Here is a 25,276-nt window from a genome sequence, read left to right on the forward strand (position 1 = left end):
TCCTCCTTCTTTTCCCCTACCTGCCATCGGCATGAGACCGTTACCTAATCCTTTCGCATCCGCAATCAGTACCCCTTACGTTTCGTTGAGTTGTCTGATGTTGTGCATGGGTGTGACAGCATCGTCCGCACATGCGCAAAGCAGCGTCACGCTGTACGGCAGCATCGATGAAGGCGTTGGCTACGTGACCAATGCGAAGGGAAGCTCGCAAGTCGTCATGGGGCCGATCAGCGTGCCCGACCAGTTCGGCTTCAAAGGCTCGGAAGATCTAGGGGGTGGATCGAAAGCCGTATTCCAGCTGGAGAACGGTTTCTTCTCGAATACGGGCGCTTTCGCGACTTCGGGCGTACTGTTCAGCCGCAAGGCCTTCGTCGGGCTTTCCGACAACCGTTGGGGCACGCTCACACTCGGCAGGCAGTGGGATCTGACCGACGATGTGCTTCTGCCCAACGCGAACGGCGCTGTCCAGTACAACTACTTGCTGTACCGCCCCGCCAACATCGACAACGATGCGGTCACCCCCGTGAACAACACTGTGAAGTACGCAAGCAATCCGTGGCATGGAGTGTCGGCGCGCGCGATGTACGGCTTCACCGATCCTTCGACGGGACAGGGCCGCTATGTAGGCGGCGCGCTCCTCTACAAGTCCTCGGCGCTGCAACTGGGCGCGGTATATAGCGACACCCGCGACAAGTCGTACGCCTTCAATACGTCGCTTGGCTACGCCAGTTTCCTCGGACAGGACCTTACCGGCGGCACGCCATTCAAGGCGCGCAATACCGAGATCTTCGGTGTGGCCGGCACGTATATACCCAATCGCCAATGGGCGTTTCACGCTGTCGTCGATACGGTGAAAATCGCCAGCGATACGGATTCGACGCGTGCTACAACAACTGAGTTAGGCGTGGACTGGAACGTCACGCCATTCGACACCGTGCTGCTCGGCGGCTACCGCACGTGGTTCGGCGGAAAGCCCTACACGACCGCCGGTCTCTCGAACCTGTATCACCTTTCGGTGCGCACCATGCTCTACGCCGAGCTGACCTATCAGCACACGGGTGGCGGCGCGCAAGCGGCGCTGCTCTCGTTGTCGCCGTCGTCGCCCAGCGATCAGGCGTCGGTGCGCATTGGCGTGCAGCACTTCTTCTGACTGAGCTTGCGACCGGTGCTTCGATCGACGACAGCAAGTCGCATATGGGTGCACCGGTAACGACCTGGGAGAACGGTTGCATCGCGATGCGACGGCACCGGCTTCCCGCGCACAGAGAAAATCGATCGGCGCTGCCGCCATCCCATCAACGATCCCGTCACGCTGGCGAGGTTTCGGTGTTCAGCTTCGACACGGCACCCGTCTTCTCGTCGTAGCGGTAGCCTTGTTTCTCGAGTTGAGCGCTGATCGTTTCGACGAGCACCTGCTGCTGAATCTCCTTGCGCAGCAATTCATGCTCCGGCTTGATCTGGCCCAGTTCAGCGGCAAGCCGGCGGCTCAATGTCGCTTCACCCGCGCCACGGGCAAGGACGACCACCATTTTTTCATTCGCCTGAGCCAGTTGCTGCTTCAGTGCGTTCGAGTAGTCGGACCATTTCCTGACGGTCTCCCGCGCTTCGGCAATTGCGGCGGCATGCGCGTCCGCGTCGCGCGTCATCTGCGCCTTCAATGCCTCGAGCTGCTGAGAGTCGGCAGTCACCGGCGACGCCGACTCCAGGCCCGCGACGTTCTCGCTCGCCACCGTGCTTTCGGCCAGCTCGGCCGCGCGCTGCTGCTCCGCGTCGGCACGCTCCTGCGCTTCGGATAAGCTGGCCGACAGTCTCGCGATTTCGGAGGCGCCCGCGTCACGCTCATCGGTCAGGCTGGCGATCTGCGTCTGGACATTCTGCAATTCAAGTGCGGCGGCATTGCGTTCAGCCTGCGCGCCCGCGACCTCTTCCCGGCGGGCCGCGTGCGCTTCCTGCTCGGCCTGCAGCTCCGCGCGAATCGCTTCGAGCTCGCTTTGAAGACGAGCGACCGCTTCGGAATGCGCCGCTTCCAGCGCCGCACGCTCCGTTTCGTCGGCCGGCGTTGCGACGACTGACCCAGCCGACTCGTTCGCCACCTCGCCCTCGCCCGCGGCGTCGGTCTCCTCGTGCGAAAGCGCTCGGCGCTCCGCGGCCAGTTCCGCGCTCTGCAGTTCCGCTTCGAGGAGCGAAACGCGCTCAGCAAGTTCCTGCGCGCGCTTCTCCGCCGCGTCGGTCCGTTGCACGGCGAGCGCAATGTCCTCTTCGAGCCCGGCTACTGCGTCGACTTTCTCGTCGTAGGCGCTCGTCATCTTATCCAGTTCGACTTGCAGCGCATCGAGTTCCTGGACGGTGGTTTGCAGCTCGGCGAGCGCGTCGTCGCGCTCGTTGCTGGCGTCCTCGACACGCTGGCGCATCGCGGCGAGGCGTCGCGCCACCGCGCGTTCAGCTTCGTCCTGCGCTGAGCTCCACAGCCGGTCGAGCGCATCGCGCATGGTGTCGGTCACGGTTTCCGGCAAAGCCGGACGTTCGACGACCTGCGGCACCCGCGGGGCGCGCGTTTCACGCCACTTGCGCAATGCCGCGGCCACCGCGACCACCGAGCCTGTATGGACTTCGGACCAGATGGCTACCGGAGACACCTTCTCGCCTTCTTCGGCCAACCGGTTTGCGATTTCAGCGACGAGTTCGTCCGTGATCGTAATGTTGCTTGACATGCCTGCCTCGACAAAGTGCACGTGGTGACGAATACCGTTTCGTCGTTCGGGAGGCGGCCCCGCGCTGGGACTCGCCTCGCATACCTACGAATTGTCGAGTACTTCCCCGGCGGTCAATCGCTCGAAAAGCCGAGGTTACGGGGAGGTATTCATCGGATTGCGCCACCAAAGGTCCGGCACACATGCATTCAGAGCTTTCCGGCGATCCGATCCGCGTGATACGACGAACGCACGAGCGGCCCCGACACCACTTCCATGAACCCCATCTTCAAACCTTCGTCGCGTAGCATGTCGAACGTCGCGGGCGGCACGTATCGCCGCACCGCCATGTGAAACCGCGACGGCGCGAGATACTGGCCGATCGTCAGCACGTCGACGTCATGGGCACGCAGATCACGCATCGTCGCGAGCAGTTCGCTGTCGGTCTCGCCGAGCCCGGCCATCAGGCCGGATTTGGTCAACACCGCCGCGTTCTGGCGTTTCGCGCGCGATAGCAGTTCGAGCGAGCCGAGGTAGTCCGCGCCTGCCCGCGCCGCCCGGTACAGCGACGGCACCGTCTCGAGGTTGTGATTAAAAACGTCTGGCCACGCCACGGACAGAGCATCGAGCGCGCGGTCGATTCGCCCGCGAAAATCCGGCGTCAGGATTTCCACGCGAATGCCCGGCACGCGCTCGCGCACGAGCGCAATACAACGCGCGAAGTGCGCGGCGCCGCCGTCGCGCAGATCGTCGCGGTCCACCGATGTAATCACGACGTAACGCAGCCCGAGCGCCGCGACGGCGTCGGCAAGCCGCGCGGGCTCGTCGTCGTCGAGCGCTTGCGGCCGTCCGTGCGCGACGTCGCAGAACGCACAGCGCCGCGTGCAGACCCCTCCCATGATCATGAATGTCGCCGTGCGCTGCGCGAAACACTCGCCGATGTTCGGACACATCGCCTCCTCGCAGACCGAATGCAAGCTGTGCTCGCGCAGCACCGCCGCCATGCCCGCGACGGTTTCGCTCATCATCGGCCGCGCGTGCAGCCAGGGCGGCTTCGGCAATACGGTCGAATGGTCCGCCGGCACGATCTTCACCGGAATGCGGGCGAGCTTGTCGCGGTTGCGCTTGCCATGCTGGCCAAGCGCCGTGAGGCTGTCGGTATGAGGAGCGGCGTCCATCGCGGTTATCCGAAGAACTCGTTGAGCAGGCGGTTCACCTCCGATGCAGCCTCCATCTGCACCATGTGTCCTTTGCCGTCGATCACGTGCACACGCACCTGAGCGGGCAGCCCCTGCGCGTGCGCGGCCGGAATGATCTGGTCCTGCGCGCCCCAGATCACCAGCGTGCGCGGCGCAAGCGTGTCGAGCCGCTCGCGATAGACGCGGCTTTGCACGCCACCTTCGAACGCGGACGCGGCAATCTTGCGCAGCGCGTCGTTCACGCCTTCGAGCCGCTTGTACTTGACGATGTCTTCGATCAGTTGCCGCGTGACCAGCGACCCGTCGGCAAAAAGCTTCGCCAGATGCGGCTTCAGCGCGTTGCGGCTGCTGCCCTCGACGAATCCTTCGATGTACTCGCGATTGATCTCGTCGCCGAGCCCCGCGCCCGCGATCAATGCCAGCGAGGCGACGCGTTCGGGCGCCTTCGCGGCGAGCGTCATCGACACGGCGCCGCCCATCGAATGGCCGACGAGATGCGCGCGCTCGATGCCCCGGTCGTCGAGAAACGCGATTACGCTGTCGGCCAGTTCGTCGAGGCTGCCCGTGTCGACCGCCTTGCCCGACTCGCCATGCCCCGGCAGATCGAGCGCCCACACGGCGCGGTGCGCGGCGAGATCCATGTGATTGAAGAGCCAGTTGTTCAGATCGCCGCCGAAACCATGGATCAGCACCGCGGGCGTGCCGCCGTCGCCGATCTTCAGGTAACGCACGGTGCGCCCGCCGATCTGCGCCTTTTGCGGCTGCGGTCCGGCCTCCGCCGTGTCCGCGGTGGCCGGCACGAAGTCGCGCTGGAACGCCTCGACCGCCGCATCGATATCGGCCTCGGAGCTCGCTTCGTCGGCGACGACGCCGAGCAGCGCGCCGATCGGCAGCGTGTCGCCCGGCTGCGCGATCTGCCTGCGCAGCGTGCCGTCGAAAGCGCACTCGACGCCCGACGAAATCTTGTCGGTCTCGACATCGAGTATCTCGTCGCCCTTCGCGACTTTTTCGCCGACCTCCTTCAGCCAGCCGTTGACCTGTCCCTGCTCCATCGACAGCCCCCACTTGGGCATCGTGATCATGTGAATCGGCATTGCTCAGCTCCTTACTTTCCGCACGGCCACGGCGATGTTCTCCGCGGACGGGATATACAGATCTTCGAGCACGCCTGCGAAAGGCGCGGGCGTATGCGGCGCGGTCACGAGTTCGATCGGCGCCTTCAGCGAATGGAACGCGCGCTGCGCGACCAGCGCGGCGATATCGGTCGCGATCGAGCAGCGCGGATTCGCCTCGTCGACCACGACGACGCGCCCGGTGCGCTCGGCGCTTTCCAGGATCGTTTCCTCGTCGAGCGGGGAGGTCGTGCGCAAATCGATCACCTCGACCTGGATGCCCTCTTTCGCGAGCTTTTCGGCGGCATCGGTCGCGTGGTGAACCATCCGGCCATAGGTCACGATGGTCGCGTCGTCGCCTTCGCGCACCACGTTCGCTTCGCCGAACGGAATCGCATACGACTCTTCCGGCACGTCGCCCTCGCGGCCATACAGCAGCTTGTGCTCGCAGAAGATGACCGGGTCGTTGTCGCGAATCGCCTGGATCAACAGGCCCTTCGCGTCGTACGGCGTCGACGGGCACACCACTTTCAGGCCGGGGATATGGGTGAACATCGACGTCAGCATCTGCGAGTGCTGCGCGGCCGCGCGCAGGCCAGCGCCCTGCATCGTGCGGATCACGACTGGCGTCAGCGCCTTGCCGCCGAACATATAGCGAAACTTCGCGGCCTGATTGAAGATCTGGTCGAAGCACACGCCCATGAAATCGATGAACATCAGCTCGGCGACGGGCCGCATGCCGCATGCGGCCGCGCCGACCGCGGCGCCGATGAAGCCGCCTTCGGACAGCGGCGTGTCGAGCACGCGCCCCGGATACTTGTGAAAGAGTCCTTTCGTCACGCCGAGCACACCGCCCCACGCATCCTGTTCGCCCGGGGACCCAGCGCCACCCGCGTTGTCCTCGCCCATCACGATGACGGTTTCGTCGCGCGCCATCTCCTGGCTCAGCGCTTCGTTGATCGCCTGAGAAAACGTGATCTTCCTTGCCATGACTGTCTCCTGTCGATCGGAGTTAGCGCTTTAGCTGTCGAACAGAGTTGGCGCTTTAGCGCTTACTCTGGTCCCATGCAACGCACTTATTCCGATCCCATGTAAAGCTGAAGATTGAATGGTTTTGCGCCGCGGGTTACGGATAGGACACGTAGACGTCGGTCAGCAGGTCGGCGGCCGTCGGCAGAGGCGCGGCCTTCGCTTCGGTCACCGCGCCGTCGATCAACTGCTTCACCGTGGCATCGATGCCGCGCAGTTCGTCGGTGCTGAGCATTTCGGCGCGCACCACGCGCTCCTCGAAACGCTTCAGGCAGTCTTTTTCGTCGCGCAGCTTCTGCACTTCGCCGGGCGCGCGATACGTTTGCGCATCGCCCTCGAAGTGACCGAAATAGCGCGACAGCTTCACTTCGACGAGCGTCGGGCCACCGCCGCCGCGCGCCCGCTCGATCGCGGCGCCGAGCGCCTCGTGCACCGCGAAGAAATCGAAGCCGTCGACGATCACGCCGGGCATGCCAAAGCCGCTCGCGCGGTCGGCGATGTTGTCGGCCGCGACCGACCACGTCGACGAGGTCGCCTCCGCATAGCCGTTGTTCTCCGCGACGAAGATCGCCGGCAGGCGCCAGACGGAAGCGAGATTCATCGATTCGAAGATCACGCCCTGGTTCGACGCACCGTCGCCGAAGAAGCACACGCCGACGCCGCCGGTCTTCCTGAGCTTCGCGGCGAGTGCGGCGCCGCACACGAGCGGACCGCCCGCGCCGACGATCCCGTTGGCGCCGAGCATCCCTTTCGACAGATCGGCGATATGCATCGAGCCGCCCTTGCCGCGGCACACGCCGGTGCTACGGCCGTAGATTTCGGCCATCATGCCGGGCACGTCGACGCCCTTCGCGATGCAGTGGCCATGACCACGGTGCGTGGTGGCGACATAGTCCGCGTCGTTCAGATGCATCATCGTGCCGACCGCCGACGCTTCCTCGCCGGCATACAGATGCACGAAGCCGGGTATCTCGCCGGTGGCGAATTCGACGTGCAGGCGCTCCTCGAACTCGCGGATCGTGCGCATCATCCGGTACGCTTCCAGCAGCTTTTCCTTGCTCAACTGCGTCGATACAGACATGGTGTGTCTCCAGGGAATGATCTCGATGGTCACTGCTACTTCAGCCAGCTGTGCTTCAGGCGTTCGCTTCCTCCTGAGTTGATTACCTCCGACGCGCCGCCGCTTCACGCATCAACTGCCGCGACGCGCAATAGCGCAGCGTGCGGCCGACATCGACGGTGAGCGGTCCCGCCCAGTCGAGCGCGATCTCGTAGCGGTCGTCGCGTTCGAGCTCGATCTCGCGCTCGCCGTCGAAGGCGAGCGTCCCTCGTTCGGTATGCAGCGGCGTCCAGCAGCCCGCTTCGAAGCGCTCGCAGGTGCGCATCGTCACCCGATCGACACGGCCCGGCGCGAGCGGCGCGAAGATCGGCACGCCGGATTCGCCCGCGCGCGCGAACGTCAGATGCAGCCCGTACGGCGCGCCCCGCTCGACCGGCGCCCACGCGCCGCCGATCGACGACAGGCCGATACCATCCGGCGCCGCGAAGGTCAGAAACAGCGCTTCGATATCAGCCGGCTCGCAGACGGCTCGCGCACCGACGAAACGCTGCCGGCTCACGCACACATCGACCAGCGCGATTTCCTCGCGCCCCTTGTTCGGGCCCGCGACGCAACGGACCACGAGACGCTTGTTGCGCGTCAGCGCGACCTCGGGCGGCACGAGCCCCGAAGCGGCGAGCGCGCCCGCGAGGCCCGCCACCGTCGCTTCACGCAGTTCCGGAAACGCGTTGTTGGTACCCGTCGACAGCGTCAGCAGCGGCACCTCGCCGCAATGCGCGGCAACCGCGCGATGCGTGCCGTCGCCGCCGAGCACCGCGATCAGATCGACACCCAACCCGACCATCCGCGCGACACCCGCATGGGTGTCGGCCGCGCTGTCCGTGATCGGCAGTTCGAGAAATTCGACGGTCGGCCAAGGCTGCGGCTCGGCCACGGCCGCGTGCGTTTCAAGCGCACGCAGTACCAGTGCAGCGACACCGGTCCGGTCGCGCAAGGTCAGCACGCGAGCGACGCCGAGCATGCCGAGGCCCGCGAGCAGGCGCACGACCATGTTCGCCTTCTCGGCGGTCGGAAACACCGAAGCGTGCGTGGTGAGGCGTCGAATATCACGGCCCGATGCCGGGTTCGCGATCACGCCGACGGTGATGGGTGATGACACGGGCTTGTCTCCTGTGCGCGAGTAGCGAAGCGGACTTGCTGTGATGAAGCGCGCTTGCTTTCGCGTTTGCTTGTCTGCCAGCGATACTGCAAAGGTCGGGCCAGTTGCTTGTGCGTCGTGCGCACGCGCCGAAAGCGCCCTATTCACGGGGTGGACGCGGAGGTCGGACGGTCGCGGCCGCTTTCATCAGACCTGCGCCGCGCAGTTCACTGTGTCTCACGGGCCCGTCCCGCGACGTGGTGCGAGACTCACAGCACGTCGCGACGCTTGCGCGGTACCGCGCCAGACAAGGGTTTGCTCGATGCGACCAGCGTCTCGCTCATCGCTGAGACGTTCGTCTCACGCCCCTGACGTGCTGCGCCGCAATGTGATCGCTCAGTGTGGATGTGCTACAAGACAGGGACGCGCCCTACTCGGTGTCGCTCGCCTGGAGCCGGCCATGCCCTATGTTTCTCAAACGCAGCACGTCGATCGCGTACGCGGGGCCATCGAAGGACGCTTGCCGGCTCCTGCCAATTCGTCGCGCCTCGTGTCGTCGTGGCAGCGTTCGTACGAGCAGTACCGGCTCGACCCCAGTTCGGTGATCGGCCCGCGCGTGCTGACGTCCGCCGAACTGCGCGAAGTCCAGGGCAAGGAGGAAGCCTTTCTGCGCGCCTCGGGCCAGTGCCTGACGCGGCTGCACGAAATGATTCGTGTCGCCGACTATTGCGTGATGCTGTCCGACGCGCACGGCGTCACGATCGACTATCGGATCGACCGCGACCGGCGCAACGATTTCAAGCATGCGGGGCTGTATATCGGCTCGTGCTGGTCCGAGCGCGAAGAAGGCACCTGCGGCATCGCGAACGTACTCACCGATCTCGCGCCGATCACCGTGCACAAGACCGATCACTTCCGGGCCGCGTTCACGACGCTCACGTGCAGCGCTTCGCCGATCTTCGCGCCGACCGGCGAATTGATCGGCGTGCTCGATGCATCGGCGATTCGATCGCCCGACAACCGCGACAGCCAAGGGCTGGTTTTTCAGCTGGTGCGGCAAAGCGCGAGCTTGATCGAGGATGGCTACTTTCTGAATCAGACCGCGCAGCACTGGATCCTGTTCGGCCATCAAAGCCGCCATTTCGTCGAAGCACAGCCCGAAGCACTGATCGCATTCGACGAATGCGGCAACATCGCCGCCGCGAACCGCAAGGCGCACGAGAGCATCGCGGGGCTCGACGGGCCGCGTCACATCGACGAGATATTCGACACGTCCGAGGTCCGTCTGCACGACGTCGCGCGCACCGACATGATCGTGGCGCTGCGGCTGCGCGCGACCGGCGCGATGCTGTATGCCCGCATTCGCGCGCCGATGAGACGCGCGGCTCGCCCGCTCCTCGCGACACGGCCGGCCGATCCGCATGCGGACAGCAGCATCGGCGCGATGAGCCGCTTTTTGCACAGCTCGGACGAACGGATCGCGCGCAACGCGCAAGTCGCATTGCGGATCGCCGGCAAGCGGCTCCCGGTTCTGCTGCTCGGCGAAACCGGTGTCGGCAAGGAGGTGTTCGCGCGCGCGGTGCACGACTCGGGTTCGCGGCGCACGCGGCCGTTCGTCGCCGTGAATTGTGGCGCGATTCCGGAGCCGCTGATCGAGAGCGAGCTGTTCGGTTATGCGCCTGGCGCGTTCACCGGCGCGCGCAGTCGCGGCGCGCGCGGCAAGATCGCCCTCGCGCATGGCGGCACGCTGTTTCTCGACGAAATCGGCGACATGCCGCTCGGCCTGCAAACACGCCTGCTGCGTGTACTCGCCGAGGGCGAAGTGGTGCCGCTTGGCGGCGATACGCCGGTGCGCGTCGATATCGACGTGATCTGCGCGACGCACCGCGATCCGATGCAGATGGTCGAAGCTGGATCGTTCCGCGAAGATCTCTACTATCGCCTGAGCGGCGCAACGCTGCGCATACCGCCGCTGCGCGAGCGCACCGATATCCGCGATGTGATCGATACGGTGTTCAACGAGGAAGCCCAGGCGGCCACGCATGTGCTGATGCTCGATCCGCAATTCGCCGGGCGTCTTGCCGCTTTTTCGTGGCCCGGCAACATCCGGCAACTGCGCAACGTGCTGCGATATGCGTGCGCGGTCTGCGATTCGGCTCGCGTCGAGTTGCGGCACGTATCGCCGGACTTCGCGGCGCAACTCGCGCCCGCCGTCACGCCGGCGCTCGCGGCGAACTCAACGTCGCCGGCCAGCGCCGACGACGAGCGGGCACGGATCGTCGCGGCACTCACGCGTTGCCAGTGGCGGCCTAACGCCGCCGCGCTGGCATTAGGCATATCGCGCGCGACGCTGTACCGGCGCATCGCGCGGCTGGGCATCGTCGGGCCGCATCGCACATAAGCGGCATTGCGATCGCCCGTCTGAGTCTGCCGCTGTGCAGACAGCGTCCGATTCCCACGCCCTCACCCGCAGAGTGAAATCTTTTCGCGGTTCGTCCATCGCGAGCGAAAAGATTTTATTTCGGCACAACCCTGCTCCCATGCGCAGTTTGTGCCGACAGACAGGCATGACTTGCCGGACTCAGTGATCGGTCGCAACGCGAGACCACCCACGACCGCGCATCGAATGTCCTGAACGGCTCACGCGACGCACTCGCGACCCGAAGGACTCCCCAACTTCTCTCCGGATTCCTTGCGGGCCGCCCTCGCGGCAGCTCGCGCTATTGTCATGATTGCGCGACGTCAATTTCTTGGTTGTCTCACTGCGCTCGGCGGAAGCGTCGTATTGAGCGCGTGCGGCGGTGGTGGTGGTGGTGATAGCGGTACTGCGGATGCCGGCGGCTCTTCCACGGGCAATTCCACGAACCCGTCGAGCACGACGGCGGCACCCTCTACGGGCACGGCAACCTCCGGTATCGCGACCTCGACGGGCACGACCAGTTCCGGCATTACGACTTCGACTGGCGGCACGACGACGGTGGCGAACGGCTCGTCGCCGACCGCCTCGACTGGAACGGCGTCCACCGGTACCTCCGGCTCGACCTCGGGCGACAGTTCTGGCGCACCATCGGACCCGAACTCGGGGTCACCCGGCAACGCTTCGAACGCTTCGCCACAGAACACGACCATCCCCCCGGCGACGGTGATTATCGACAGTCAGAACGCGTCGTGGACCCTGGTCGGCGGATCTGTCTACAGGAACGGTGTCGCGGCGGGCAACACCTACAACGTCTCGTTGATACTCTGGTACGGGGGTACGATCTATCACGAGGGAACCGGCGGCCAATTTTACGGATGGAATGGTTCGGGATGGCAGTCGTGCAATGACCCACGTTTGGGCGGCACCTCCGCCGACGGCACCATGATCCCGCCCGCGTCGTATCTGATCGACAAGGTCGGCACGATATGGACCGTCGTGAACGGTGTCGTGTACCGCAATCGGAGTGCCGTCGGCACGATGTCGAATGCTGCGCTTCTGCTGTGGTACGGCGGCAAGTTCTGGGCACAATCGACCGGCGGTCAGTTCTACGTGTGCGCCGATGCGGATGAATGGTTGCCGTGCAACGATCCGCGCATCGCGACCGCGGCGCCGGCCGGCTCGTTTCACGGTATCAACGGGCATTACGATTATTTGTATTCCACGTCGCAGCTCGTGTCGATCATGCAAGCCCTGGGCTGCTCGACGTACCGGCTCAGCTGTACCGACTACGCACCGCAACTCGCCGCGGTCGTGGCGTTGGCACAAGCATTCCAGCCAGCGGGCTTGACCCTTTTCGTGCTGATCGATGCCGGCATCTACGACGGTAACGGCAACCTGTTCACGAGCGAATCGGCCGCCTACACACGCGGCTTCAATTGCGCGGTAACTGTCGCGACGGCGTTGCAACCCTACGGCGTGACCCTGTATGAATGCGGCAACGAACTGACGCGCGCGAACGGGATCATTCTCGACTCCACCAACGCAGGAACGAGTGTCGTCGACTTCAACAATGCGAACTGGCCGCTGATGCGCGGCGTGATGCGCGGCATGATCGACGGGGTCAAGTCGGTGCAGGCGGATGCTAAATGCGGCGTCAACTTTTGCGTCGCGGACACCGGCGCATCCGACGCTCTGTGGGATGGCAAGCAGCCCGATGGCACGAGCGGCCATCCGACCGTCAGGTGGGACTTGACTACGTGGCACAACTACGAGGTGTACGGCGACATCTTCGATATCGGCTCCGACGGGTCCGGCCCGGGCTTCGATTTGCCCACCTATTGCAAGGCCCGATATGGCGTCCCCTTCGTGATCTCGGAATGGAACACAGGACCGGAGAAGACCGAGGCGTACCGGGCCAACTACATCACGTCGCGCCTGCTCACTTACTATCAGGCGAGAAAGACGAAGAACATTCAATCGGCGATGTATTACGAGCTCGATAGCGGGGACGCAACTTACGGTCTGATGATCAACGGCACGGCGCTTGGGCTTCCGTACAATGCGTTCGCCAGTTTTGTCGCGAGCCATCCCGATAGCTGAGCGTCCGCACTCGCTGAGTCCGCGCGCTGCCTACGGTCGATTCGACCGGCGCGAGACGTTGACGGATAACCCGTCCCGGCCGAGACCGCGATAGGTCTCCTAGCCCGGGGCGACGAGTTGCGAGTCAGGCGACCTCTGTTGCAACGCGGCTGTGTCCGTGCACCACATTACGCCCACAGCCGCATCGCTACAGCGCACGATTCGTGCAATCAGAAGATCAGAACTGGTGTCGCAGGCCCACGGTGACCGCGACCTGCGTGCCCGTCGACGATGGCGAGAGGGTATTGATCATCGCATCTGCGAGCACGGAATCCGCCGGCGCGCCATGAACATGCTGATAGACGCCTTCCAGGTACACGTCGGTACGCTTGCTCAACGAATAGTCGGTCTGCAGCATGACCGAATTCCATTTTGGAGAGGCCTTCGTGGCCCCCTGGTTGTAAGCACCGTCAGTGAACGTATAGGCACCGGATACGCTCCACGCAGACGTCACCGAGTAGTGTGCGTTCACCTCGTAATTGTCCAATCGCAGATTACCGCCAAGCGGCAGATAGCTGCCGAGGCCCAGCGAGATGACGCCCGCCATGTTGTCGATCTGAGTATGGCTCCACACGAATCCGACAGTTGCGGGGCCGAACGTGTAATTGCCGCCGGCGCCCCAGATACGCTGGCGCTCCGCGATGAAGTTCGCGCTGCCGTCGCCCTGCGCGATTGCCCCATTCGGATTCGTGGCCGATACGCCACCACCTGCGTTATTGAACTGCAGGTACCCGCCAGCAAGATTCACCGGGCCCTGCGCATAACCTACGCTAAAGCCGTACGCGCGATTGTCAGCGAATCCTCCCGCCTTGTTGCTGAACGAATACATGCCTTCGAACGTCACGCCGGCATAGGTCGGGCTCACATACTTGACCGAGTTGTTGACGACCACCGAATCAGCCGCCAGGTTGTCGTTCTCGAACGGGTGTGCGGCGAGGTTGCCACCCCACGTGTTGCTCCCCGCGGTGATCGGTCCGAGCTGGTCGTTCAGCACATCGAACTGGCGGCCCAACGTCACGGTGCCGAGATTGTCGCTTTGCAACCCGACCCAGGCCTGAGAACCGAAGGCGTCACCCGGAAACGCCTGGCTACCGTTGTTTAGATTGAAGCCCTGCTCGAGTTTGAAGATCGTACGAACACCACCTCCCAGATCTTCGGTACCCTTGAGGCCAAACACCGTATTCTGCGTGGAGCTGGTCGCCATTTGCCAATTGCTATGACCGGCCTGGTTGTTGGTATAGATGAGTCCCGTGTCGATAAGACCGTACAGGGTCACGCTGTTTTGCGCATACGCGGAAACCGAAAATGCGCCGAGGACCCCAATTGCCAGCAAGGTTTTTTTCATGTCTTATGCCCCATTTGCGACTACAGAAAAATAGAACAGCTTTTTCTTAATTGGAGTTCCATCCCGGGACATTCCACCTGGGATGGTCAGCTCGCGCCGAGCTGCTTCTAAATCGAAATGTGCTTTCCAAGCGCATCAAACAAGCAGAATGGCCACTAGCTGACCGGCGGTCGCAATCACGATCGCCAGATCAACCGGATTGGCCAGAAGAAATCCGAGAAAATCTGAATCGACGGCGCGCGTGCGCCACATCCCGACAAAGCCGACCGACAGAATCAGCCCGAATAAAAAGTCGAATCCGAATCCTGCGGCGAGCCATCTGTTATGCCTGACGACAGGTTCGGCGAATGCGAACATTGCCAAAAAGGCGATTTGCGATATGAGAACGACCAGTACGACAACATGCTGCTGATTATTCTTTTTCATCGGCTGGCGGAAATCCGGTTGCTCGAACCCGGCACGACCTCCTCGCTCGTCCGGGCGAGCTTCGGCAGTACCGGCGGCCACCCCCGCGAACGGAAAGTGACCGTCGTACCCGCTCCATCCGCGGCGCAACCGTTATTCGACCGCCTCGCCATGCAGCACCAGGTCCAGTCCTTCGCGCTCTTCTTCCTCGGCGACACGCAACCCCATCACTGCGTCGATTGCCTTGAGCAGAACAAACGAGACCACCCCGCTGTAGATCAGCGTCGTCGCGACACCCTTGAGTTGCAGCATCACGTCACCGTCCGCGCCGCCGATGTCCTTGACCGCGAACACGCCGGTCAGCAGCGCACCGACGATCCCGCCCACGCAGTGCACGCCGAACGCGTCGAGCGAATCGTCGTAACCGAGCTTGTGCTTGAGCCACGTGGCCGCCCAGAAGCAGACCACACCCGCGACGATACCGATCACGAGCGCCCCGAGCGTGCCGACGAAGCCCGACGCCGGCGTAATCGCCACCAGACCCGCGACCGCGCCCGACACGATACCGAGCACCGACGGCTTGCCCTTGGCTGCCCATTCGGCGAACATCCACGCGAGCGCCGCCGCGGCGGTCGCCACCTGCGTCGCGAACATCGCGAAGCCGGCACGGCCATCCGCTGCCACGGCCGAACCCGCGTTGAAGCCGAACCAGCCGACCCACAGCATCGCGCCACCGATCAGCGTGAGCGTCAGGTTGTGCGGCGCCATCGCTTCCTTGCCATAGCCGACGCGCTTGCCGAGCACCAGACAGCAGACCAGGCCCGCGATACCGGCGTTGATGTGCACCACCGTGCCGCCCGCGAAGTCGAGGATGCCCGCGCTAGCCAGCCAGCCGCTCGGCTCCCACACCATGTGCGCGATCGGCGAGTAGACGATGATCGACCACAGCGTCATGAACACCAGCATCGCCGAGAACTTCATGCGATCCGCGAACGCACCGGTGATCAGCGCCGGCGTGATGATCGCGAAGGTCATCTGGTAGACGAAGTAGACCGTCTCGGGGATCGTCGGCGCGAGATGGCTGACGGTCAGCGTCGTGGCCTTGTCGCCCTTGATGTAGTTCATGCCCGTCATGAACACGCGCGAGAAGCCGCCGATGAACGAGCTGCCCGGCGTGAACGCGAGGCTGTAGCCGACCACGGTCCAGACGATCGTCACGACACAGGTGATCGCGAAGCTTTGCATCAGCGTCGCGAGCACGTTCTTCTTGCGGACCATGCCGCCGTAGAACAGCGCGAGACCCGGGATAGTCATGAACAGCACCAGCGCGGTGGAGGTCAGCATCCACGCGGTGTCGCCGGAGTTGATCTTCGATGAATCGACCGAGAACGGTGCGGTCGGGGCGGCCGGTGCCGCTGGAGCCGCGGACGCTTGCGCGACCGGCACGGAGGCGGCCGCGGGCGCCGAGGCGTCTTGCGCGAATGCGGAGCCCAGCCCGCCGGCGAGCAATGAGCCGGCCATCAACAACGTCATCAACAGTTTGCGCATCTTTCTTTCCTCTTATCCCAGTGTTTTTTTATAGGGCGTCGGCGCCGGTCTCGCCGGTGCGGATCCGAATCACCTGTTCGATCGGCGTCACGAAGATCTTCCCGTCACCAATCTTTCCGGTACGCGCCGCACGCTCGATCGCCTCGATAGCCTGATCGACCATGTCGTCCGGGACGGCGACCTCGATCTTCACTTTCGGCAGGAAATCGACGACGTACTCCGCGCCCCGATACAGTTCGGTGTGCCCTTTCTGACGCCCAAAACCCTTCACCTCCGTAACCGTGATTCCAGAGACGCCAAGCGATGACAAGGCTTCTCGAGCCTCATCAAGCTTGAATGGCTTGATGACCGCACTGATTAGTTTCAATTTGCCTCTCCGTTGACCGTCGATCCCGATGTTGGCCGCGAATGACCGTGGCTCAGCGCGGAGACGTTCAAAGCAACTGTCATGCCATTTGCACTGCGGGTACTGGAGCGGGGAGTTATCGGAGGAGCCGCGCTTCGGGTCCTATGGCGCTCGGATGGATATTGTGAGGAACGGAGCGGGATTGGGCAGTTGACCTGTCAGAAGGCTTCTTAGCGGAATTCGGCGTACGGACTGGATGTACCCAGGCACCATGTGCGAGCGCGTTTTCCCGTCGTCCGTCCAATCGGGGGCATGCGTGCACGGTTCTGCCGCTTGTCATTACATATTCATTAATCGAAGCTTCCAGGTTTCCACTCGCACGCCCGACGCTCGCGGAGCGTTCAAGAGGTCGAGCGCAACTCCGCCGTAATAACGTGCAAAGTACGGGGGCGTACTTCCGCGACCCGGAGGGAAACAGGATTTGCGTTTGTTGTCACGATCCCGTGACTCCGTAGCATTCGCAAAGCCCCGAACACGCTATACACCGGCCTATTTTCGAAGCGGTACCCGCTTCGACTTGAAAATTGCCGTCGAGGCGGCGCGAGCGGTCGAGGGAATCGGGTCGGCTACTGTTCAGTGAACCTAACATTCGGTTGACTTCCTGAGGCATTCGTCACCCCCGATGATCCCGTCGAGGGCTTCCATTCAGCAAGTCAGTCGTTAGCCGAGGTAATCTTGATGAACGGCCTGAGTTCAGGATTTGAGAGAGCGAGAAGATTGAGCGTCGCCCCGCCGAACCGACGCGCGAACTCATCGTCCAGCGTATTGTTGTAGTCGGCCACCGGCAGTTCTAAAGGAAACTGTCGCGTGGTAACCGCCAGCACCTTTTCAACCTCAAGCGTATAGGAGACCAGTGCCTGCTTTTCCTCCGACCACATGACCACGACACATCGCTTTTGGGGGTGAGTTGCCATTCAATATCTTCTGCATCGTTGATGGTTCTGAAATGCTCTCTGCGAGCACACATCCATGAATCTCTGCCCACCCATTGCCATCCGATAGGCAGTGCATTCGTCCATGTCTCGTTCGTACTGCGCGTGGCATTCTGCCTCGTGCGCTTCGCTCACTCCGCGCGCCGCGATGCTCTGCACATCGTCGCTTATCGCGTCCGGTGTGTACTTGAACGGCTGCGCATTGTCGAAGTTCTGCGGCACGCGTGGGGTGTCGCGGTAGAGCGACCTTGGCATGTCCGCGTTGGCCGGTTTCTGCGCGCGCACGGCTGAGCGGGAAGCCTTTTCCCGCTGCTGCCGTATCGCCTGCACGCAGCCCATCATTCTTCTTTGGAACGGTTTCTGTATCGCGCGGGAGACCTGTCGCACAGCCACTTGCAACCGGATGGTGCGCAGCCAGTCGCACCATCCGCGGCGCCGTGCGGCGGTCGGTCGCGAAAGCGAGCCACGCGCACGTGCTTTGGAAAAACGCTCTAAAGAATACTGTCCAACGCCTTGGCGAGCCTGGCGACCACACCTTCGACGTCATGCAGTTTGTCCAGCCCAAATAATCCGACGCGGAAGGTTTTAAAGTCTTCTGGCTCGTCGCATTGAAGGGGAACACCGGCCGCGATCTGCAAGCCGGCATCGGCGAATTTCTTGCCGGATCGTATGCCGTCATCGTCCGTATAGCAGACCACGACGCCAGGAGCCTGAAAACCTTCAGCCGCCACGCTTTTGAAACCTTTGTCACTCATGAGCGAGCGAATGCGCTTGCCGAGTTCAAGCTGCTCGGCTCTGACTTTCTCGAAGCCATATGCCTCGGTTTCCTTCATGACGTCGCGCAGCGTCGCGAGACTGTCCGTGGGCATCGTGGCGTGATAGGCGAACCCGCCGTTCTCGTAGGCTTCCATGATCTGCAGCCATTTCCCAAGATCACAAGCGAAACTGGTGCTGGTCGTTGCGTCGATTCTTTCGCGGGCGAGAGGGCTGAGCATGACCATTGCGCAGCAAGGTGACGCGCTCCATCCTTTTTGCGGTGCGCTGATCAGGACATCGATGCCGCTGGCCTGCATGTCCAACCAGATCGTACCGGAGGCGATGCAATCCAGTACAAACATGCCGCCGACGGCATGCACCGCGTCGGACACCGCGCGCAAGTAGGCATCAGGCAGCATCATCCCGGATGCGGTTTCGACATGCGGCGCAAAGACCAGATCCGGCTTGTTTTCCTTGATCGCAGCGACGACTTCTTCGATCGGAGCCGGTGCATATGCGGCCTGCCTACCTCGTTCGACCGGACGCGCCTTCAACACCACCGATTCAGACGGAATGTCGCCCATGTCGAAAATCTGCGACCAGCGGAAACTGAACCAGCCATTGCGGATGACCAGACACTTCCTGTTCGTCGCGAACTGCCGGGCGACGGCTTCCATGCCGAAAGTCCCGCTGCCCGGCACGATAACGGCCGACTTCGCGTTGTAGACTTTTTTCAGGGCGCCGGAAATATCGCGTACGACTCCTTGAAAGAGCTGCGACATGTGATTGATTGATCGGTCGGTGTAGACGACCGAATATTCGAGGAGTCCATCGCGGTCGACATCGGGAAGTAGACCTGGCACGTTCGCCTCCGGTAATTGACGAGTAAAAGAATCGAAGACAGATTCTAACGAAAGCTGCCTGCAACGGTATCGGCCGAGACGTCCCCGCCCTTCTTCGATCGCAGTCGCGCCAAAGGTGGCGCCGCTCGCCTCGTCCCGACTGCTTCTCAGGGGAAGATCGGTGTCGTGGGCTCCGCGCCCTCGATATCGGCCTTCGGAAAATGCTGCGCGACCATCTGCTCGATCTCCTGTTCGCGCGATCCAGGCACGTCGGCCATGATCAGGAGCTGGCCGTCACGGATGGCGTTTCGAAAGCGCTCGAGTCGTGCATTCGGTTCGGCGACGCCGATCATCGCGGCCGTCCAGGCCCCGAAGCCGGCACCCGCCAACGTCAATGCGATGACGGCTCCGCCCGCAATAGCGAGCTCCGCGGGAGGAAACGCCAGCGCTACGAGGCCGACAAGCGCTCCGGTCGCACCGCCGAGCGCCACGCCGCGTTCGAGCGAGTGCACGACGTCGCTGCTCTGCAGCAAAGTTGCCTCGGGTAACTGTTCGAGTGCGACGCTGTGATTCGCGAGAACATGGAGATGTCGCCATGTGATCCGCGTCCGCAGCAAGTCATCTACGATCGCCTTCGCCGTCGACGTGTCAGATGCGAGGAAATAAAGACGTCTCATCTCGACCCTCCATCAATCAAGCCGTCCTCAAACGGGACTATGCCGTTCATCGTACGCCTGCGGCAGGCAAAAGTTGGCTCTTAGCAGGTGCGTGCCGTGTTTGGATGGATGGTCGCCGCTGTATGCCAGCTTACAAATTCGGAAAACTTCTCCTGGAGACGTATGGTTGAGCAAAAATCTGCTGCCAGACTATTTCGCGTAGTTCCGGCAAACCATGCAGGTTTGCGGTCCACATTACGTTAGGCGTCTAAACGGAGGCAAACGATGACACGCGTTCGCATTGCGGGCTTCACTATTTCGCTCGACGGATACGGTGCAGGCCCGAATCAAGACATCAACAATCCGCTCGGCGTTGGCGGGACGGAACTGCATCAGTGGCTAGTCCCAACACACACGTTCCAGCAAGCCTTGTTCGGCAAGGACGGCGGTACGACCGGGGTTGACGATGATTTCGCCGCCCGTGGCTTTCGGAATGTCGGGGCCTGGATTCTTGGGCGGAACATGTTCGGACCCATTCGTGGGGACTGGCCGGACACAAACTGGAAAGGCTGGTGGGGAGACAATCCACCGTATCACGTTCCAGTCTTCATCTTGACCCATCACGCTCGTCCCCCCATCGAGATGGCAGGCGGCACGACGTTCCACTTCATAACAGGAGGCATTCGCGAGGCGCTCGACCGTGCACGCGAGGCCGCTGCCGGAATGGACGTGCGGATTGGCGGTGGGCCGGACACAATTCAGCAGTATCTTCGCGAGGGCCTCATCGATGATCTGCACATTGCCGTCGCGCCGGTCCTGCTCGGCCGGGGAGAATCGCTGTTCGAAGGGGTCGACTTGCGGGCTCTGGGATACGAATGCGTTGAATTCGTAGCGTCGGAGAAGGCCACGCATGTCGTCCTAAGGCGCCAGGGGCACACGGACGCCTAAGCACTCGCTGAAGGCCTCTTGTACCGCATACTTCAGTGAATCACACCACCGAAAGGATCGACATGGTTGCTGACCTTGCACGCTCCTGGTTGACCTGGAGCGCGCCTGCAGCCGCTGCGCAGGCCTCCGGTCGCCCGCTCGTGGCGCTGGAATCGACCATCATCGCCCACGGCATGCCCTACCCGGAGAACGTTCGCACCGCGCGCGAAGTGGAAGCCTTGATCCGTGACGCGGGTGCCGAGCCGGCGACTATTGCGCTGATCGATGGGCGAATCCACATCGGCCTTTCGGATGACGAGCTGGAAACGATCGGCCGATCGGACCACGTCCATAAGGTCAGCCGCCGCGACCTGCCGGCCGTGCTGGCCGGCGGCGGGCTGGGCGCCACGACCGTGGCTGGCACGATGATATGTGCGGCGTTGGCCGGCATCGAGGTCTTCGTCACCGGAGGCATTGGCGGCGTACACCGAGGCGCGCATGAAACCTTTGACATCTCGGCCGACCTGCAGGAACTGGCGAAGACCTCGGTGGCGGTGATCTGTGCCGGTGCGAAGTCCATCCTGGACATCGGGCTCACATTGGAATACCTGGAAACCCACGGCGTGCCGGTGCTCAGTTGCGAACAGGACAATTTTGCGGCGTTCTACACGCGTGACAGCGGCTTTCGCGCGGACTTCAGGCTGGACGACGCGGAGGAACAGGCACGGTTCATTCGCACCAAGTGGGACCTGGGCCTCGACGGCGGTGTGGTGTTGAGCACTCCGGTGCCGGAAGCCGCAGCGATGTCGTTCGAAGAGATCGACGCCCTGACCCAGCAGGCGCTCGACGAGGCCGCTGCACAAGGAATCACCGGCAAGGCCGTCACCCCCTTCCTGCTGGCGCGCATCAAGGCGTTGACAGGCGGGCGCAGCCTGGCCACAAACATCGCGCTCATGAAACACAACGCCGAGGTCGGCGCAAGGCTGGCGCTAGCGTTGGCACGCTCAAAGCCCAGCACAGGCGCGGTGTAGCCTCACTGCCGTTTCGCGCGGCTGGTGATTTCCTTGACGGCCACCGCGCTGATTTCGAGCCAGTGCCGAAGCTGTTCGCCCGGCCGCTATTTGAGGCGCTGGCTCGTCGATATCTGCCTCGCGGAAGTCCCAGTCGTCCAATCGGCAACGCGCGAGACGCACCTTCTCCGCTGCTTTCCACCGGTCGACAACCGCGCCGATGGGCGGCAGCGATGCGTCGGCCGCCGCCCGGGGCGCAGGGCTCCACGAAGCCAGCCCCGTGCTATCTTTGACGGATTCGACACCTTCCTCTCGGGAGGGCGCGTGGACGTCGCCGTGTGGCTGCACAGCCTCGGAATGGAGCGGTATGAACCGGTGTTTCGCGAGAACGCCATCGACGCCGACGTGCTCCGCGATCTCACCGCGGACGATCTGAAAGAACTGGGTATTGCGTCGGTCGGTCATCGCCGCAAACTGCTCGATGCCTTGACTGAATTGCGGGCGCGAACCGGGCCCCGGCACAGCGCCGCGAGCCCTGGCGAGGCGAAAGGCGAACGACGGCAGGTCGCCGTCCTGTTCGCCGATCTGTGTGGCTTCACGCGGATGAGCCGTGAAGTCGACGCGGAGGAAGTACTCGCCGTGCTCGATCGCTACTTCGAGCAGGTTGACCGCACCATCGAGCAGCATGGCGGGCACGTCGACAAGCACGTCGGCGACTGCGTCATGGCAGTATTCGGCGCGCCGGTCTCGCATGGCAATGATGTCGAACGCGCCGTGCGGGCGGCACTCGCGATCAGGGACGGGATGCCCGACCTGTCGCGTGCGCTCGGCCGCCCGGTCTGGGTGCATATCGGCATAGCCGGCGGCGAAGTCGTCGCAAGCGGCACCGGTAGCGCGACTCACAGGGAATACACCGTCACCGGCGACACGGTCAACCTCGCCTCGCGTCTCACCGATGCGGCTGAGCCGGGGACGATCCTGATCTCGGAAAGCGTGCGACGCCCGCTGGCTGACCGCCTGGACTGTGTCGAACGCGGCGCGCTGTCGGTCAAAGGCTTCGCGCAAGCGGTCACGGCGTGGTGTATTGCCGGCCTTCGGCGCGCACGCCCGGGCCGGCCGTTCGTCGGCCGGCATCATGAGATGCGGCAGTTTCGATCCGTGCTCCATTCCTGCCGCGACACCGGAGGCGGACGCACCGTTCTGCTGCGCGGTGAGGCCGGGATCGGCAAAACACGCCTGGTCGAGGAATTCGAACGCGAGGCACGGGAGTCAGGATTCCTTTCTCATACTGGCCTCGTGCTCGACTTCGGTGCGTCAACCGGACGTGGCGCAATCCAGTCTCTCGTGCGCGGCCTGTTGGCAGCCGACGGCTCAACTGACGGAGCTGCGAGTGCCACTGGCGTCGAGCACGCGCTCGCCAGCGGTTTGATCGACGCTGGCGACGCACTCTTTCTCGAAGATCTGGTCGATTTACCGATGGGGTTCGAGGACCGGGCGGTCTACGACGCCATGGACAATGAAATGCGCGTTCGCGGCCGACGCAACGCCCTGACCCGGCTCGTCCAACGCGCGAGCCGCCAGCAACCTCGGGTACTGGTCGTCGAGGATATTCACTGGTCGGACGAATCGACGCTTCGCGACCTCGCCGGACTATCGGAAACGATGGCGGGATGTCCGGCCGTACTCGTCCTGACAGTGCGGACGCACGGCGATTCGAGTGAAGAGCCGTGGCGCGTGGCGACCGGCGGACCGTATTCGCTGATCGATCTGGGTCCGCTGAGCGCCGGCGACGCGCATGCGATGGCCAGATCGTTTCCCGGGGCGCAGGCAGGTCTGGCGGGACGCTGCATCGAACGGGCGGCGGGCAATCCGCTGTTTCTCGAGCAGTTGCTGAACGATGCGCAGGACGGCGAAGGGACCGGCGTGCCGGGGTCGGTGCGAAGCCTCGTACAGGCGCGGCTGGATCGGCTTGATCCCGCCGATAAGACAGTGCTGCAGGCTGCCTCGGTGCTCGGCCAGTTGTTCGAGAAGGAGGCGGTCGATTTTCTCGTCGATGGCGCCGGCGCCGATGCGGATGCCGGCGTTGCGCTGGAACCGCTTGTGATCGGTCTGCTGTTACGACGTCAGGGCACCGGATTCATCTTCCATCACGCACTGATTCGCGACGCCATTTATGACGGGCTGCTGAAAAGCCGGCGCCGCGATTTGCATCGTCGCGCCGCACAGTGGTACGGCGAGCGCGACCTCGTCCTGCGAGCCGAACATCTCGATCGCGCGGGAGAACCCGGGGCAGCGCTCGCCTATTGCGAAGCAGCGCGCTCGCAGGCGTCGGGGCACCGCCATGAAGCCGCGCTCCGGCTTGTCGAACGAGGTCTCGATCTCGCGGATCAACGTAGCGACCGCGCCGCGCTCGAGTGTCTACATGGCAACGTCCTGCATGACCTCGGCGACATGAAGTCGGCACTTCATGCCTTCGAAATCGCCCTCGAATATGCGACGACGGACGCGGAGCGTTGCCGCGCATGGATCGGGCGGGCCACGGTGAAGCGGATCATCGACGATCTCGACGGTGCATGGGCCGACCTCGACTACGCCGCTGAAGCTTCCCAAGGCCTGTGGCGCGAAAAGGCGCGCATTCACTTCCTGCGCGGCAATCTGTGTTTTCCCCGCGGCGATATCGACGGCTGCGTGCGTGAGCACGGGCGCAGCCTTGCCCTCGCGCGCGACGCGTGCGATCCCGAACAGGAGGCGGCCGCACTCGGCGGCCTTGGCGATGGCGAGTACATGCGCGGCCGGATGATCAGCGCCCACGCGGCCTTCAGCCGCTGCATCGAACTCTGCCAATGCCATGGCTTCGGACGGATCGAGGTCGCCAACCTTCCGATGCGGGCGATCACGACGTGGTTTACCGGCGAAGCCGCGCGCGCACTCGACGCCGCGCTTGCCAGCGTCGCCGCAGCGCAGAAGGTGGGGCATCCCCGCGCACTCGCCGTCGCCCATCACGCTGCCTGGCACTGCCTGCACGATCGCGCGGAGTGGGATCGCGCGTGGGAGCACGTCGCTCCTGCGCTACAGTGCGCGCGCGAGCTGAAATCAAGGCGCTTCGAAGGTGAAGCGCTCGCGTTTCGCGCGGAATTGCATCGGGTCGCCGGCCGTCCGCGCGAAGCGCGCGCCGATATCGAAGCGGCGCTGTCGATCAGCCGGGAGACCGGCATGAACTACCTGGGCCCCGCTTATCTCGGCGTGCTCGCGCGCACGACGGACGACCCCGTTGTCTTCGCACAGGCGCTCGCGGAGGGCGAAGCTTTGCTCGCGGCCGGAGCGGTGAGCCACAACCACTTTCTGTTTCGACGTGATGCGATAGATGCATGCATCGACCGCAAACGCTGGGAGGCGGCCGCGCACCATGCTGCGGCCCTTGAAGACTACGCACGCCGCGAGCCATCGCCCTTTTCCGGATTTTTCGTGGCGCGCGCACGGGCGCTTGTCTCGTATGGAACCGGCAATCGCGATCCGGCGTCGCTAAAGGAACTCCAGCGGCTACGGCAGGAGGGCAGCAGCCTGGGTTTCCTTTATGCGCTCCAGGCGATCGAGGCCGCGCTTTCGGGCGAGGCCGATAGAGGAGGATAGGGTCGCCGCGCTCACTCCTGTTGACGCCGTCCA

Annotated in this window: 20 protein-coding genes; 6 read left to right on the top strand and 14 right to left on the bottom strand. The window is 63.5% G+C overall.

The window, feature by feature from the left end:
* Positions 1 to 106: 106 nt before the first annotated feature.
* A complete protein-coding gene (locus OKW35_RS15855) occupies positions 107 to 1,150 on the top strand; it encodes a porin (protein WP_429552520.1) in 1,044 nt (347 codons plus the stop codon).
* 157 nt (positions 1,151 to 1,307) lie between these two features.
* Here OKW35_RS15855 and OKW35_RS15860 read toward each other — a convergent pair whose 3' ends face one another.
* From OKW35_RS15860 to OKW35_RS15885, 6 genes are all read right to left on the bottom strand, one after another.
* Complete coding sequence (locus OKW35_RS15860; RefSeq protein ID WP_429552521.1) at positions 1,308 to 2,711, bottom strand: DNA-binding protein; 1,404 nt, start codon at positions 2,709 to 2,711, stop codon at positions 1,308 to 1,310.
* Positions 2,712 to 2,899: 188 nt separating this feature from the next.
* A complete protein-coding gene (gene lipA, locus OKW35_RS15865) occupies positions 2,900 to 3,868 on the bottom strand; it encodes a lipoyl synthase (protein WP_429552522.1) in 969 nt (322 codons plus the stop codon).
* 5 nt (positions 3,869 to 3,873) lie between these two features.
* Positions 3,874 to 4,983: an acetoin dehydrogenase dihydrolipoyllysine-residue acetyltransferase subunit gene (locus tag OKW35_RS15870; protein WP_429552523.1), complete on the bottom strand. Its 1,110-nt coding sequence runs from the start codon at positions 4,981 to 4,983 to the stop codon at positions 3,874 to 3,876.
* 3 nt (positions 4,984 to 4,986) lie between these two features.
* Complete coding sequence (locus tag OKW35_RS15875) at positions 4,987 to 5,991, bottom strand: alpha-ketoacid dehydrogenase subunit beta (protein ID WP_184058847.1); 1,005 nt, start codon at positions 5,989 to 5,991, stop codon at positions 4,987 to 4,989.
* 136 nt (positions 5,992 to 6,127) lie between these two features.
* A complete protein-coding gene (locus tag OKW35_RS15880) occupies positions 6,128 to 7,111 on the bottom strand; it encodes a thiamine pyrophosphate-dependent dehydrogenase E1 component subunit alpha (protein ID WP_184058848.1) in 984 nt (327 codons plus the stop codon).
* Positions 7,112 to 7,193: 82 nt separating this feature from the next.
* A complete protein-coding gene (locus OKW35_RS15885) occupies positions 7,194 to 8,249 on the bottom strand; it encodes an ATP-NAD kinase family protein (protein WP_429552524.1) in 1,056 nt (351 codons plus the stop codon).
* A 439-nt stretch (positions 8,250 to 8,688) separates the two neighbouring features.
* On the opposite strand from OKW35_RS15885, the gene OKW35_RS15890 reads away from it, so the two are divergent.
* Positions 8,689 to 10,629 carry a sigma-54-dependent Fis family transcriptional regulator gene (locus OKW35_RS15890; protein WP_187611871.1) on the top strand — a complete coding sequence of 647 codons (1,941 nt, stop codon included), beginning with the start codon at positions 8,689 to 8,691 and terminating at the stop codon, positions 10,627 to 10,629.
* A gap of 327 nt (positions 10,630 to 10,956) precedes the next feature.
* Positions 10,957 to 12,747 carry a hypothetical protein gene (locus OKW35_RS15895; RefSeq protein ID WP_429552525.1) on the top strand — a complete coding sequence of 597 codons (1,791 nt, stop codon included), beginning with the start codon at positions 10,957 to 10,959 and terminating at the stop codon, positions 12,745 to 12,747.
* A gap of 217 nt (positions 12,748 to 12,964) precedes the next feature.
* Here the strand turns inward: OKW35_RS15895 and OKW35_RS15900 are convergent, their stop codons facing one another.
* The 8 genes from OKW35_RS15900 to OKW35_RS15935 form a co-directional block, all read right to left on the bottom strand.
* A complete protein-coding gene (locus OKW35_RS15900; protein WP_184058858.1) occupies positions 12,965 to 14,131 on the bottom strand; it encodes a porin in 1,167 nt (388 codons plus the stop codon).
* Positions 14,132 to 14,266: 135 nt separating this feature from the next.
* Positions 14,267 to 14,638, bottom strand: a complete 372-nt coding sequence (locus OKW35_RS15905) for a hypothetical protein (protein WP_260321070.1) — start codon at positions 14,636 to 14,638, stop codon at positions 14,267 to 14,269.
* A 51-nt stretch (positions 14,639 to 14,689) separates the two neighbouring features.
* Positions 14,690 to 16,084, bottom strand: coding sequence for an ammonium transporter (locus OKW35_RS15910; protein WP_429402368.1), 1,395 nt, complete (start codon positions 16,082 to 16,084; stop codon positions 14,690 to 14,692).
* Positions 16,085 to 16,112: 28 nt separating this feature from the next.
* On the bottom strand, positions 16,113 to 16,451 hold the full coding sequence (locus tag OKW35_RS15915) for a P-II family nitrogen regulator (protein ID WP_429552526.1): 339 nt from the start codon (positions 16,449 to 16,451) through the stop codon (positions 16,113 to 16,115).
* Between the two features lie 692 nt (positions 16,452 to 17,143).
* Positions 17,144 to 17,404, bottom strand: a complete 261-nt coding sequence (locus OKW35_RS15920) for a hypothetical protein (RefSeq protein WP_187613074.1) — start codon at positions 17,402 to 17,404, stop codon at positions 17,144 to 17,146.
* Positions 17,405 to 17,764, bottom strand: a complete 360-nt coding sequence (locus OKW35_RS15925; RefSeq protein ID WP_429552527.1) for a hypothetical protein — start codon at positions 17,762 to 17,764, stop codon at positions 17,405 to 17,407. It abuts the gene before it with no gap.
* Positions 17,765 to 17,913: 149 nt separating this feature from the next.
* On the bottom strand, positions 17,914 to 19,041 hold the full coding sequence (locus tag OKW35_RS15930) for an alanine--glyoxylate aminotransferase family protein (RefSeq protein WP_429552528.1): 1,128 nt from the start codon (positions 19,039 to 19,041) through the stop codon (positions 17,914 to 17,916).
* Between the two features lie 146 nt (positions 19,042 to 19,187).
* Complete coding sequence (locus tag OKW35_RS15935) at positions 19,188 to 19,697, bottom strand: DUF1269 domain-containing protein (protein WP_429552529.1); 510 nt, start codon at positions 19,695 to 19,697, stop codon at positions 19,188 to 19,190.
* A gap of 264 nt (positions 19,698 to 19,961) precedes the next feature.
* Here OKW35_RS15935 and OKW35_RS15940 point away from each other — a divergent pair, with 264 nt between their 5' ends.
* The 3 genes from OKW35_RS15940 (at position 19,962) to OKW35_RS15950 (ending at position 25,243) form a co-directional block, all read left to right on the top strand.
* A complete protein-coding gene (locus OKW35_RS15940; RefSeq protein WP_429552530.1) occupies positions 19,962 to 20,624 on the top strand; it encodes a dihydrofolate reductase family protein in 663 nt (220 codons plus the stop codon).
* 62 nt (positions 20,625 to 20,686) lie between these two features.
* Positions 20,687 to 21,634: a pseudouridine-5'-phosphate glycosidase gene (locus OKW35_RS15945; protein ID WP_429552795.1), complete on the top strand. Its 948-nt coding sequence runs from the start codon at positions 20,687 to 20,689 to the stop codon at positions 21,632 to 21,634.
* A 303-nt stretch (positions 21,635 to 21,937) separates the two neighbouring features.
* Positions 21,938 to 25,243: an adenylate/guanylate cyclase domain-containing protein gene (locus tag OKW35_RS15950; protein ID WP_429552531.1), complete on the top strand. Its 3,306-nt coding sequence runs from the start codon at positions 21,938 to 21,940 to the stop codon at positions 25,241 to 25,243.
* Positions 25,244 to 25,276 lie beyond the last annotated feature (33 nt).

The organism is Paraburkholderia sp. MM5477-R1 (assembly GCF_050436385.1).
GTDB lineage: Bacteria > Pseudomonadota > Gammaproteobacteria > Burkholderiales > Burkholderiaceae > Paraburkholderia > Paraburkholderia tuberum.